Source organism: Pantoea sp. CFCC18177 (assembly GCF_059412425.1).
Map to the genome: position 1 here is coordinate 57,073 of NZ_JBNBPL010000015.1, position 13,944 is coordinate 71,016.

Below are 13,944 nucleotides of genomic sequence, written 5' to 3' on the forward strand. Positions count from 1 at the left end.
AGTTAATCATTGCCCCTTTACCCCGCCCAGATTCTGCTTGAGGCCATGATGGATAATTTTCAGAAAGAGATCGATGAACGCGCCAACCTTGCGCTTTCCAATAAATTCGAACTGCTGCTGTTCCGCCTGGGTTCCGATCAGCTGAAAGGCAAATCTGAGCTGTACGGTATTAACGTGTTTAAACTGCGCGAAATCGTACCGATGCCCACCATCACCCGTGCCGCAGGCATGCAATCTCCGCTGCTCGGCATGGCCAGCATTCGCGGCCAGTTTATCCCGGTGATCGATCTGCCTGCGGTAACCGGCTGTAAACCGGAAACCGGTCTTAACTTGCTGTTGGTCACTGAATACGCCCGCAGCACCCAAGCCTTTGCGGTGGAATCGGTTGAGAACATTGTCCGTCTTGACTGGAACCAGGTGCACACCGCTGAAGCCGGTATTGGCAGCCGCAACATCACCAGTATTGCCTGCCTCGATACCGACGGTGAGAGCAACAATCTGGCGCTGGTGCTGGACGTTGAACAAATTCTGTATGACATCATTCCTTCTGTACGCGGTGTCGAGCCAAGCGAAGAAACGGCTAAAAATTTCAATCTCAAACCTGGCCAGGTCGCGATCGTGGCAGAGGACTCCAAAGTGGCGCGTCAGTTACTGGAGCAGGGCCTGAAAAGCATGGGCATACCAGCTATCATGCACAACACGGGCCTTGAAGCCTGGATAAAAATCAACGATATGCAGAAAGAAGCGACGGCGGCTGGCGAATCAATTCACGACAAGATCGCCTTGGTGTTGACCGATCTGGAAATGCCAGAGATGGATGGCTTTACTCTGACGCGCAATATTAAACGCGATGAAACCCTGCGCCAGATTCCGGTGGTGATTCACTCGTCACTTTCCGGCAGCGCCAACGAGGATCATGTACGCAAGGTCGGCGCGGATGGCTATGTCGCGAAGTTTGAGATTAACGAGCTGTCGAGCGTGATTCATCGTGTGCTGGAGAAGAAGCGTTAATTTATAACCTGCACGACTCTCCAAGGCGCGATGATTCGCGCCTTTTTTTATGCCTGCTGATTTTACGGGCGGCCTGAAGGATGCCCCTTCCTCATGATCAAATCGTTAACAAATCTAACGAATTTGTGACCCACCTCTAAAAAATTAAAGTTAAAACATTAACAACCGATAACTGATAGCGCTGACACCGGCGCTGCCATACCAGATTAATCACGCTGGTAAAGTATTTTTACTATATAAAACATCAACCTGATGCAGGCTGCACGCCTGCTTTTCCATTTTGAAAACAACACATTTTGGCATTACGGGGAGAACCAATGTTGAGCTTAAAGAATATGAAAGTGGGCGTCCGTTTAGGGATTGCCTTTGGTTTGGTTGTGGCACTGTTAGGCGTAGTCGGCGTGACGTCGATTATGAAAATCAACAACATCAAAAATGGCATCACCTCTATTGTGGAAGATCGCTATGTGAAGGTGCGTCTTGGTTTTGATGTGCGTGATGGCGTCAACGATCAGATCAAGTATCTGCGTGGCATGGTGATCGATACCCTACGTCCAGAATACAATGTGCAGCGCTTTAAGCAGTTGGATGAAGCCACTGAACGCACCAACAGCGCGATGAAAAAGATCGAAGCGATTCAGGTGACTGAGATTGGTAAAAAGAAAATCGCCGGTCTACTGGCTGCCAGCCAGTTGTTCGAACAACAGAAGAATGAAGTGCTGGATCTGGTACGCGCTGGCAAACTGGAAGAGGCCAGCACCTTTGTACTGAAAAAAATCACCAGTACGCAGAATACCTATCTCGACAGCGCGGTCGCTTTTGCCAATTCTCAGTCAGACCAGCTGCGTAAAGAAGGTTCCGGCATTATTGATGATGGCTCCACCGCGATTGAAATCACCTTGATCTTCTCTGCCATCGCGATTGCCGCCTCAGTACTGCTTGGCTTTATGCTGACCCGTTCGATTGTTCGCCCACTGAATGAAGCGGTAGAAATTGCCGGAAAAGTGGCAGCAGGCGACCTCAGTTCACACATTGAAGTCAGCGGGAAAGACGAAACTGCAGTATTGATGCAGGCACTGCAGGCGATGAATGACAATCTGCTGACCATTGTCTCCAATGTCCGCGCCGGTTCGGACACCATTGCCGTGGCTTCCAATCAGATTTCCAGCGGCAACATCGATCTCTCTTCCCGCACCGAGCAACAGGCCAGTTCACTGGAAGAGACCGCCTCGGCGATGGAGCAGATGACCGCCACTGTGAAGCACAATGCCGATAATGCGCGTGAAGCTAATCAGTTGGTCGCCACCACCTCCACTGTCGCGAAAGAAGGCGGCGTGGTGATGGAACAGGTGATTGAGAAGATGGAAGCCATTACCCTCTCCTCGAAGAAGATTGTCGACATCATCAGCGTGATCGATTCTATCGCCTTCCAGACCAACATTCTGTCACTAAATGCCGCAGTTGAAGCCGCCCGTGCGGGTGAACAGGGTCGTGGTTTTGCGGTGGTTGCCACCGAAGTGCGTAACCTGGCACAACGTTCAGCCTCCGCTGCGAAAGAGATTAAAGTGTTGATTGAAGATTCCGTGGCGAAAGTGGATGAAGGTAGCCGTCTGGTGACGCATGCTGGCTCAACCATTGGCGAAGTGGTCAATAGTGTGAAAAGCGTGGCAGACATCATGAGTGAGATTACCATCGCCAGCAGCGAACAGAGCAGTGGTATCAGTGAGATCAATCTGGCGATTACCCAGATGGAAGCGGTGACACAGCAGAACGCCGCGCTGGTGCAGGAAGCGTCTGCCGCTTCTCAGGCATTGCAGGAACAGGCCGATCGTCTGGCGCAGTCAATGAGTGTGTTTAAGACGGCAGCGGTGTAATTTTATTGCGGTCAGGTCGCCATCAATGGCGACCCTACTACGGCAGTGATTTTTGTAGGGTGCGCATTAAGGTACAACCGGGCCAACATGATTAGCTCATCAGCGAATACGCAATCGACGAAATCGCTAACAAACCGACAATCACCACAAAGACGTTACTGATCTTCCCGCTGTACTGACGCATGGCCGGGACTTTTTGAATGGCATACATCGGCATCAGGAACAGAATCATCGCAATGATCGGGCCGCCAAGGGTCTCAATCATACCGAGAATACTCGGGTTCCAGGTCGCAACCAGCCAGGTCGTGAGCAACATAAAGCCGGTGGTAACACGGTTCAAACGCTGCGGCGTGACACTTTTGCCACGGCTGCGCAGTGATTTCACCACAATGCCGTTGAAGCCTTCACGCGCGCCCAGGTAGTGTCCGAGGAACGATTTGGTGATGGCGACCATCGCGACAATCGGCCCCATCCAGGCAATCATCGGCACGTTAAAGTGGTTAGCCAGATAGGAAAGAATGGTGATGTTTTGGTCCTTCGCTGCCTGCAAATCTGCCGGCGACAAGCTCAATACGCAGCTGAAGACAAAGAACATCACCGTCACCACCATCATCAGATGGGCGCTGGCAAGTATGCGCGAACATTTTTTCTCTGCACCTGCACCATACTCTTCACGCTTCGCCACCGCGAACGAGGAGATAATCGGTGAGTGGTTAAAGGAGAATACCATGACCGGAATCGCCAGCCACAGCGTCATCCAGATGCTGCTACCGCTGCTATTGTGGCTGAAAGAGAGAGTTTCCAACGCTGCACCGTGCCAGTGTGGCACCAGATAAGCCGCCAGTAACATCAACACTGCCACAAACGGGAACACCAGCACGCTCATCGCTTTGACGATCATCTGTTCGCCAAAACGTACTACGGTCATCATACCGATGATCAAAATTAACGACAGCACGGCGCGCGGCGGCGACACCCTGCCAAGTTGATGCACGATAAAGCTGTCAACCGTGTTGGTTATCGCGACGCTGTACATCAACAGGATCGGGAAAATAGCGAAGAAATAGAGCAAGGTGATGATTTTCCCTGCGCCCACACCAAAGTGTTCTTCCACCACTTCCGTAATGTCTTCACCGGGATTCTTACCAGAGAGCACAAAACGCGCCAGTGCACGGTGTGCATAGAAGGTCATCGGGAACGCAAGGATGGTCATTAAAATCAGCGGAATTAATCCACCCGCGCCCGCATTGATGGGCAGGAATAATACGCCTGCACCAATAGCCGTGCCGTACAAGCCCAGCATCCACACCGTATCACTCTTGCGCCAGCCCGTTGCACTGACCTCAACCGTGCCTTGGGCAACGGTTTGTGAGTTGTCCATCTGTCTCTCCAGAATTTAATGCTTTATCAAAATGCAGCCAGAACGACAGCTGCCAAAACATGCCAATAGCACGACCGCGCACATGCTACCCGTTTTTGCCTGATTAAGGTTGCTTCAACGCAAGACATCCATCACAAAGGCACCAAAAATGCGTGAAGTGGCGATTTAATGGACACAAACGCACAAAATACGCACGCAATCGTTTGCATGGGCGCTATTTGACCTGAGAGCGGGAGAGAGTGCAAGAAGACAACGACGGTTAGCCGGTAGGGGTAAGCCTTGGTGCGCCCGAAAGCGGCTAAGGGAGGACGGGTGGCAGCGGGCGGCCTAAAGGCCGCACCCTACAAAACTCAGGCGTGTAAGACGCCAGGAAAGGTGAAACTCCCCCGGTAACTCGCCTCTGGAACCATCATCGCTCCGCGTGTTCCAGAAGGAATAACAGCCGCAGACAATAGCAGAGAAGAACACCGGGGGAATTTCAAATCAGAATGCACGCATCCTGTAGAGGGCATAAAGGAAATAGTACGCTGTGATAGTGTTCAAATTCATAATCATGTACTTCAACTTTTCATTTTTATTGAGCAAAATAAAAATACCTTTTGAGTATTTACCTCGCTTGATTTCATTAATTTCCTGCGCGATATCGGCAGGTGAAAAAGATGAATGATACATCGCCGTCACGATTTGCATATCCAACGCCAGAACGCGTTTAGAAATGCCTTTAAGAAAATAATCGAGATCGCTGCCCTGATATTTTTCCACAATCGAGTCATATAACGCCGTCAGAAACTGCTTTCTGACTTTCAATTCGCTGTATTGCACCTTCCGCTTAGAGAGTGAACCCGCCACATCCTCATAGTGATAAGCGGCACCCGGCGTCACCAGGAAATTACTGATACAGCTAAAAAACTTCAAATTAAATAGCAGATCCTCACTCATAGAGATTCCCTCCATGAAACGCAGATCATAATCACTCAGAATCTGGCGGCGATAACATTTGTTGTGCAAATAACCAATGTTATCGCTCATTTCGAGTTCGCCAAGCACATAGGGAATATCCTCGTTGCTGAAAAACCCTGCTTGCGAAACTTTCCCTACCCGGTTGTCATTAAGGTTGCCGACCATCAAATCAACTGATTCCGCGGGCCACGCATCCAGATTCTGTTTGAAGATCATCAGGAAGTTATCATCTACCCAATCATCGGCATCCAGAAATAACACATACTCGCCACTCGCTTGCTGCAGCCCATTATTGCGTGCTGCACTCACTCCGGCATTGATTTGATCAATCACCGTCACCTGCGAGTAAGATGAAAAACCGGCTAAGATTTGCTGGCTGGAATCCGTGCTGCCATCATTAACCACCACAATTTCATAATTGCTATAGGTCTGTTTAAGCACACTAAGCAATGTCCGCTTTATGGTTTTTTGCGCGTTGTAGACGGGAATGATAATACTAAATAGTGGTTTTTCATTCATGATAAACTCTCTTTACTGTCTGAGGTTTTGTAATTGATAAATAACAGCCATAACTTCCTGGGGTTGAAGAAAATCTGGTGAATACGCATAACGGGTTGCGCAGAAAAGAAATAATTAAGCAGCGAGAATGAGACGAATTCGGTTAATACCACACTCATTGCGGCACCGGTTAAACCGAAATAAGGCACCAATACAACAGAGGATGCCAGGCAGATAATTAATACAGCAAAGGTCTTTTTGACTAAGAATCGATAGCCGTTGTACTTAATAATAAAACGGTCCATTAAACTGCTGAGCACGCCGCACATGGCACCCACGCTGAGTAATAACGTCGGCGCAACGGCATCGAGATAGGCTTCACCGTAGAAGTCGCGAATAAACCAACCCGACAATTGCCAGATTGCCATGATGACAACCGCCGACACCCCCAACACCAGCAGATGGAGTTTTTGCGCTTTAATAATGGATTGCTCATCATCGCGCTCAGCAAAGAATGCCGGGAAGAATGAGGCCAGCAGCGCATTGGGCAGAAACACCCACGCCGTGGACAGCGTCATCGCCACCGCAAAGATCCCGGCCTCTTTCACGCCGAGGAAATAAGAGACGCTGAGTTGATTGACGCGGGTGTAAATCGCAATCGCAATCACTGAGAACACCAGAGAAACACCCGATGCCACCATGTAGCGTGAATACTTTTTGATATGGCGCAGCGCCGGGATCGGCACCTGGCGGTGATAGCGCAGGAAGATGGCCAGTTTGATGCTGAACGGCAGTAGCGTGGCGAGTACAATCGGTATCGCCAGGAATTGGGGATCCAGTTGGAACCAGGAAATAAAGAAACGCACCGTCAGGCTGATAGCGAGACCGATAACATTGGCAATCACGTTAAGCCGCGCATTCAGCATCGCCTCGTTGTAAATGTTCACGAGGTCGATCGATGAAAACAGGCAGGCAATCGCCGCTGCACAGATAAACACCAGCGCTTCACGACTCCACTCTTCGCCCATGATCACCATGCCGCTGATGGCTAAGCCGCAATAAATCAGCATTACCAGCAGAAAGGTCGCCATCATCAGGCGAATACCTGAATGATGATTTTGCGAAATGCGTTTGAGCAGAATCACATCGCTGCCCATCACCGCAATGGATTGAATAAACTGAAACACCAGCATGGAGAGTGAGATAATGCCGAACGTGGTAGGGCCAACATATTTCGCCACATAGGAGGTGACAAAAATCAGGCCGAATACCGCGATCAACTTCTCAGCAATCATCCACATCGAATTTTTTAATTTATTTTTCACAGAACAACCTCAGTGAGATTCATTGATAAGCGACCATGCCATTCTCTTGCATGCGGCTTAACATTGGATTTCAAACTATTTCGGACTTTCCTCAGGGGTAAAGATATGGTCTTAAGCACCTGAGTAAATCTCAAATCAAATAAGACTTTCGCCATTAAATTTGTACAAATCGATTCAGTTCATAACGTTAAAATGAGCAGGCTACCGCCCCTGGCTTGCAGCTACCAATTTGCTGAATACATGCAATCGTTTATTTTGGCGTAAAGAGTCCTGACTGCACCGATAGCGGGACAGTTTAAAATCAATAGGTTAGATCCTTCACATTAACGATGCTCAGTTCATCATTCGTACAACCAAACGCGTAATCTAAATTAAATTACTCATCTCTTAATCAACACGTTCAACGCGATGACGCGCTATACATGCCTGATGAAATGAAAGAAATGTCGACCGGGGCTGAAAAGGTGCATCTTAAGACGGGCCTTCTCAACGAACGTCACGACATTAACGATTTTTGCTGTATGCCCTGCCCTTTAATTATTTCGGTGCGTCTTTCGCGCGACCATAAAGGCAAGTGGCGTTAATCCAGTACGACTCTCGCAGTCGCACTGCAATGGGCTCCTAACCCTAAAATTGAGATCTGATTCAAAACTTTTAACGGCATTCTCACCAGGAGCGGTTATAAGGTCAATGGTCCAAAGACCAATACGGAATTTACTCAGTTAGAAAATTGATAAGGCGCCCAATGAAGTATTAGCCAGGGTGAATTGGCTATGAAGAGATTGATTAGTTAAACCCCGTATGATGATTAGGAATAATACGATTAAATTAAGTTTGTGGGGCCAATACTCTCTAACGTGTTGTTATGTAAACTATCCCACCAACTTCATCGAACATTAAAACTGAAAGGAGCCTTAAGTTCATTACGGACCTACTATATTTAGTAGTGCCAGACGAATACATACATGAAAAACCATAAAGCGAGTGAATGACGATTTTTTATTAAAAATAAACACAAATTTTTAGACATTAAGACCAGAAATTTAAGCGAAGCGTAGCTGAGGGCGATCACTTAGCTCAAATTTTCGCTAAAGAAAGGGCTGACATGCCGATAATGCTTACAGTGAATTTGTCCTGTGAGACCGGAAATGATCAGCCTTCAAACCAACGTATCCGCGATGATCGCGACGAAACAGTCGAACCAAAATGGCTCCGCATTAAGCGTGGCGATTCAACGTCTGTCGTCCGGCATGCGCATCAACAGCGCAAGGGATGACGCGGCGGGTCAGGCTATCTCGAATCGCTTCACCAGCCAGCAAAATGGGCTGGCCCAGGCACAGCGCAATACCGGTGATGGTTTATCAATGGTTGAGTCTGCCGGGAGCGCGCTGGGTGAGATTAACAACCGCCTACAACGTATCCGCCAGCTCACGGTTCAAGGGTTAAACGGGACGAACTCCCAAGAGGATACGGATTCTATTCAGGCGGAAATTAACCTTAACCTCAAAGAGATTAATCGACTAAATAGTACCTCCAGCTTCAACGGTATCAAATTGCTGGATGGCAGTGCCGGGCGCGTCGGCATTCAGGTTGGGGCTAATGATAAGCAAAAGATTGGCGTCAATTTATCGACGGGATTTAGCGTCAACGAGCTTGGACTGGAAGACTTTGTGATCAGCGGCATCAGCGGTAATGTGACGGCGGTACCCAGCCTGACAGGTCTCGCCCTGAATATGTCTCTGAGCAGTCCCGCCATCACCGTCAACTACTCGCCAGCGACCGATTCTCCTCAGTTAGTGCAAAGCAATGCCACTAACCAGCAATATATTCAAACCACGGGCAGTGATGGCAAACCGTCCTACTATTTAGCCAGTGTCAGCGCCCGTTGGGATACCGCATCAGCGGCAGGTAACGTTCTGATTAGCAAAAGCACCACGGTTCCGCTTTATAGTCAGGTTGATACGATCGCCGCTCACGCGATCACATCGGTGAGCTATCAAGACAATAGCGGTACAGCATTAAGCAATAGCCCTGCGCCAAACCTCACCGTTGATAATGGTCAGTACTATATTGAACAAAATGATACCTACTATCCTGCGACCATCACCTTTGGTGCTGGCGGTGCTATCACCGCAAAAATGACCACTGATCCGGCTTTGGATGAGAGTGATTTCACCACGTTACCCACAGCCGTGACGACGACGCCAGCCATCGACACCAGCAGTGCAACGCTCAGTTTCACCGATGGAAATAATAATGCGGTAGCCACTAATGATGCGCGCTTGCTCCGCACCAACAGTGGGCAGTATGTGATGGAAGTGGATAACGGCGGGGGAAATTATCAGTATTTCAACGCGACCGTGACAGCAATTTCCGATGGCACCGCCAACAGCCTGGATATCAAGGCGTTAAGTACCACCAGTATCAACAGTTTCAGTGACGTGACCAGTGTCAGCGGTACCTCTTACATCACGCTCGACCCGACGAATGTCAATGTGCGCTACACCGACGCAGAAGGTGTTCAGAGTAATGATGTGCTTCGTCTGGATAGTGATGGCAATTACTACATGGGCGTATCAAACGGACAAGAAAGCAAGACCGCAACCTTTGTGACAGAAGACAGCGCACCAAGCACCATGATGGTGAAGACATTAAAAGGCGTGGGCGACGTACAGATCTATTACGTTGCCAATGTGTCATCGGTGACCGATACCTCCACCAACCAAACCACCACCACCGTGGCAGAAGTCGGGGACGAAATTCGCTTGAAGCATCCCGATGATCCGCTGGCCACGTTGGATCGGGCGATTGCGCGTGTGGACAGCCAACGCAGCGAGTTAGGTGCAACCGCCAATAGACTGAGCTCGGCGCAAAACCTGCAAAGCACCGCCACGACACAGCTAGCAACAGCACGATCACGTATTGAAGATGCCGATTATGCAGCAGAAGTTTCCGCACTGACCCGAGCACAGATTGTGCAACAAGCCAGCTCATCGGTGTTGGCAAAAGCCAATCTTGAACCGCAACAGGTGCTGACCTTATTACAGGGCTAGTTCAACGCAGATGACGCACGAATGCCGTTAATGCCTTAAGTGCGGGCGGCACTAATCGATGCCCAGGGTAATAGAGACACAGCGTACCGAGGTTCACCTGCCACTCTGGCAGTAATCGCACCAACTTGCCCGCCTGAATATCGGCGACAATATGTTGCTCGGACATGCAGGCAATGCCGAGTCCAGCCAGCGCCGCCTGGTGCATGGAGGCTACATCGCTCACGGCGAAACGTGGCTCACCTTGCAAGGTGTAGGTTTGCTGTTGGTGGCTCAATGCCCAGCGATAAATACTGCCATCAGACATGCGCATACACAGCGTTTGGTGCTCGCTCAGTTGCTCTGGCTGATCCGGCGCCGTAAAACGTTCAAGATAGTCCGGAGCGGCAACCACTATCATCCGCAACTCGGCGGTAAGCTTAACGGCGATCATATCGGCGGGAATATCTTCAGCAAGACGGATCCCCGCATCAAAGCCTGCAGAAACGATATCCACCTTTTCTCTTTGGCTGCAAATATCCGCGCGAATACGCGGGTATCGTTTTAGAAACGGCATAAGCACGGACTCATACCACAGCGCATAGCTTTCTGGCGGCACATTTAAGCGGAGAATCCCCGATGGATCGTTGGGTTCGCTGCTGATCTCTTCGGAGGCGCTGCGAATCACCTCAACAGCAGGGGCTATTTTATCAATAAAGCGTCGACCGGCATCCGTCAGGGCCACACTTCGCGTGGTGCGATTGAACAGGCGCACACCCAGCCGTTTCTCCAGCGCGGCCACCGCGTTGGTGATCGCTGAAGGTGACATTTCTAACTCGCTTGCTGCGCTTTTAAAGGTTCCGCGCCGCGCCACTGCCAGCAGGATTTCCAGTTCTGTCATACCGGTCCGGTTCATGAATTATTCCGTTTGTCGCAATACCCTTTGCAGGATGAGGCGGATTATTTACGCGCGTCTGGCGTGCTAGTTTTCCTGCATATTCATTTCAGGAAGCTTAACCATGCATATTATCGAACACATCTATATTAATGGCCGTTTTGTTACCCCTGCTGGTAACGAGTGGCTGGAGATGATCAATCCTGCTGATGGCCGCGTCATTGGCAAAGCGCGTATGGCAAACGAGCAAGACGCAGAGCGCGCGATCGCCGCCGCTCATGCGGCATTTCCCGCTTATGCTCGCACCTCCGTCGCTGAACGTATCATGCTGTTAAAGAAGATGCATGACGCAGTGAAAAGCTGTGAAAGCGAGTTGCATGCCGCCATCCTCGAAGAATATGGCGCACCGGCCTCACGCTCGCAGTGGATGGCAAGTTATCCCGCTGACGTCATTCTCCAGGTGATCCAAGAGTTGGAACAATACCCTTTTAGCCAGCAAGCCGGACGCGCGCATGTTCAAATGCTTCCCCTCGGCGTCGCCGGTCTGATTACCCCCTGGAACAGCAACGCGGGCTTTATTTGCCACAAGCTGGCCACCGCACTGGCCGCAGGGTGTACCACGGTGATTAAGCCCAGTGAATTTAGCCTGTTACAGACCGAAGTGATCACGCAAGCGTTGCATCGGGCGGGCTTGCCTGATGGCCTGTTTAATATTGTCACGGGACGCGGTGCCGAGGTCGGGGATGCGATTAGCCGCAGCCCATTGGTGGCAAAAATTTCCTTCACCGGTTCAACCGCCACGGGGAAAACCATTTTGCGCACGGCCGCTGAGACTTTTAAGCGCGTAACGCTGGAGCTGGGCGGCAAATCGCCCACCCTCATCCTGCCAGATGCGGATGCCAATAGCGCTGCAGAGCTGGCAGTGCAAGCGGGGTTTATCAATAGCGGGCAGGCCTGCATTGCTGGCACACGCATTCTGGTGCCCGAAGCGCGCAAAGCTGAATTCGAACAGGCGCTGTCGCGGGAGGTGGCCGCACAATGTTCTGGCGACCCCGCTTCCCCAGCGACCACCATTGGCCCGATGGTGAATGAAAAGCAGTGGCAACGGGTGCAACATTATATTGGCCTCGGCGAACAAGAAGGTGCGCGAATCCTGTGCGGTGGTCAGGGACGTCCGCAAGGACTGACTCACGGCTGGTATATCAAGCCGACGCTGTTTAGCGACGTGACGCCGCAGATGCAGATTGCCCGTGAAGAGATCTTTGGCCCGGTGCTGAGTATCATGAGTTATCGTGACGAAGCTGAGGCGATTGCCATCGCGAATGACACCTATTATGGCCTGTCTGCGCTGGTGATTGGTGCCGACGAGCAGCATGCCCGCGCTGTGGGTGAACAGATACTGGCGGGCCGGGTGATGATCAATACATTGGCACATGAACCGCGTGCGCCATTTGGTGGCTTTGGTCATTCAGGAATGGGCCGGGAGATGGGGCAATGGGGGATTAGCGCTTTTCTGGAGCCGCGAGCCGTTACGGTTGCCTGTTAAACGACTGATGATAACGCAGGCTAGGGCCGCCCAGCCTGCTCATCCGCTTCAGTGCGAGTTGTCAAAAAGGGCATATTGCCTGAAGCCATGTCGCCCTCCTTACGTCCGCGCCTCTTTTAACAACTGCTGAATCACCTGCTCCTGTTCCGCATATTGACCTTCACCAAACGCGGTGTATCGCAACTGCCCGTGCGCGTCGAAAATATAATGGGCGGGCCAGTATTGATTACCGAAGCGATTCCAGATGCTGTAGTTGTTATCCGCTACCACGGTATACGGCAGTTGCCACTGTTTAATTGCACGACTCACCGCTTTCTCGTCGCGTTCCCACGGATACTCCGGGGTATGAACGCCTACCACTACCAAGCCCTCGGGTTGATACTTATTGGCCCAGTCACGCACATGCGGCAAGGTATGCTGACAGTTAATACAGTCGTAGGTCCAGAAATCCACCAGCACCACTTTGCCTTTTAACGTTTCCGGGGTGACAGCGGCACCGTTCAGCCATGCGGTGCCGCCTTGCAGGGAGGGCAGCGTACTGCGGGTTTGTGGCATCACCACCGGTTCGAGGCGGGGTTTCGTCGCAGGCTGTGGCCCCCATTCACTGAGCCGCTGCTCCAGACGCTGCGCAAACGCGGGGCCACTTTGTAACTGCCCTTGCGCGCCGCTGGCGATCAACACCACGGCAGCCAGCATCAATCCCCCTGCTACCTGGCGTAAACGGCTGGTTAGTGCCAGGCTTGGCCGTAATCGCATCACCAGTCCACGCCCCGCCACAAACAGTAGCGCCAGCATCAGTGCGGCACCGCTGCCATAGGCTACCAGTAGCAGACCAACCGAGACGGGATCTTTTCCCACCACCGCCAGGCTGAGAATCGCGCCTAATACTGGCCCCGCACAGGGTGCCCACAACATGCCCGTTGCCATTCCCGCCAACCCTGCCGCGACTAAACCGCGTCGGCGTTGGCTGGCATCATTCATGCGATTGCCTAACGCTACAAAGGGTTGAGTAACATACTGAGCCAGGCGCGATGACAGTAAGGTCAGCGACGTCACGGCTAAAAAGGCCAGTGCGATCCACCTTCCCGCTGCGGTCACGCTGGCGACCCAATGGCTGGTCACCGTGACCAGCAGTGCCACGGCGGTAAACATCATCACCATGCCGCTCAATAACGCCAGCAACTGTCCTTTTTGTCCGCGTACGCTGGCGAACACAAAAGGAATAACGGGTAAGGTGCAGGGGCTGAGCAGTGTCAACATGCCTGCGCAGAAAGCAATTAAAAGTGTCATTGGAAACCTCGTGACAGGGGTTAATGGGTTGCGTGCTTTAGCACGTGCGCTCATTTAACCAGGCTGTTGTGTTCACGAAGTGTCTGGCACCGCCCGTATTGTCAGTCTGTATGTGTACAGGCGGTGCAGATACAA

Annotated in this window: 9 protein-coding genes; 4 read left to right on the forward strand and 5 right to left on the reverse strand. The window is 51.2% G+C overall.

The window, feature by feature from the left end:
* The first annotated feature begins 48 nt into the window (after positions 1–48).
* Together ACPUC8_RS16040 and ACPUC8_RS16045 are read left to right on the forward strand one after the other, a co-directional pair.
* Positions 49–1,011 carry a chemotaxis protein gene (locus tag ACPUC8_RS16040; protein WP_494926818.1) on the forward strand — a complete coding sequence of 321 codons (963 nt, stop codon included), beginning with the start codon at positions 49–51 and terminating at the stop codon, positions 1,009–1,011.
* A gap of 317 nt (positions 1,012–1,328) precedes the next feature.
* A complete protein-coding gene (locus ACPUC8_RS16045) occupies positions 1,329–2,885 on the forward strand; it encodes a methyl-accepting chemotaxis protein (RefSeq protein ID WP_039333040.1) in 1,557 nt (518 codons plus the stop codon).
* Between the two features lie 91 nt (positions 2,886–2,976).
* Here ACPUC8_RS16045 and ACPUC8_RS16050 read toward each other — a convergent pair whose 3' ends face one another.
* The 3 genes from ACPUC8_RS16050 to ACPUC8_RS16060 form a co-directional block, all read right to left on the reverse strand.
* Positions 2,977–4,266 (reverse strand): HAAAP family serine/threonine permease, encoded by a 1,290-nt coding sequence (locus ACPUC8_RS16050; RefSeq protein WP_494926819.1) that lies wholly within the window; start codon positions 4,264–4,266, stop codon positions 2,977–2,979.
* 483 nt (positions 4,267–4,749) lie between these two features.
* On the reverse strand, positions 4,750–5,745 hold the full coding sequence (locus ACPUC8_RS16055; protein WP_494926820.1) for a glycosyltransferase family 2 protein: 996 nt from the start codon (positions 5,743–5,745) through the stop codon (positions 4,750–4,752).
* Positions 5,742–7,049, reverse strand: a complete 1,308-nt coding sequence (locus ACPUC8_RS16060) for an oligosaccharide flippase family protein (RefSeq protein WP_058974057.1) — start codon at positions 7,047–7,049, stop codon at positions 5,742–5,744. Before ACPUC8_RS16060 ends, ACPUC8_RS16055 begins: the two co-directional genes overlap by 4 nt.
* 1,148 nt (positions 7,050–8,197) lie before the next feature.
* Between ACPUC8_RS16060 and ACPUC8_RS16065 the strand changes: the two genes are divergently transcribed.
* On the forward strand, positions 8,198–10,102 hold the full coding sequence (locus ACPUC8_RS16065) for a flagellin N-terminal helical domain-containing protein (protein WP_494926821.1): 1,905 nt from the start codon (positions 8,198–8,200) through the stop codon (positions 10,100–10,102).
* Between the two features lies 1 nt (position 10,103).
* On the opposite strand, the gene ACPUC8_RS16070 is transcribed toward ACPUC8_RS16065, so the two are convergent.
* Positions 10,104–10,994: a LysR substrate-binding domain-containing protein gene (locus tag ACPUC8_RS16070; RefSeq protein ID WP_494926822.1), complete on the reverse strand. Its 891-nt coding sequence runs from the start codon at positions 10,992–10,994 to the stop codon at positions 10,104–10,106.
* A 103-nt stretch (positions 10,995–11,097) separates the two neighbouring features.
* Here ACPUC8_RS16070 and ACPUC8_RS16075 point away from each other — a divergent pair, with 103 nt between their 5' ends.
* Complete coding sequence (locus ACPUC8_RS16075) at positions 11,098–12,519, forward strand: aldehyde dehydrogenase family protein (protein WP_494926823.1); 1,422 nt, start codon at positions 11,098–11,100, stop codon at positions 12,517–12,519.
* Between the two features lie 99 nt (positions 12,520–12,618).
* On the opposite strand, the gene ACPUC8_RS16080 is transcribed toward ACPUC8_RS16075, so the two are convergent.
* Positions 12,619–13,809, reverse strand: coding sequence for a cytochrome c biogenesis protein/redoxin (locus ACPUC8_RS16080; RefSeq protein ID WP_494926824.1), 1,191 nt, complete (start codon positions 13,807–13,809; stop codon positions 12,619–12,621).
* Positions 13,810–13,944 lie beyond the last annotated feature (135 nt).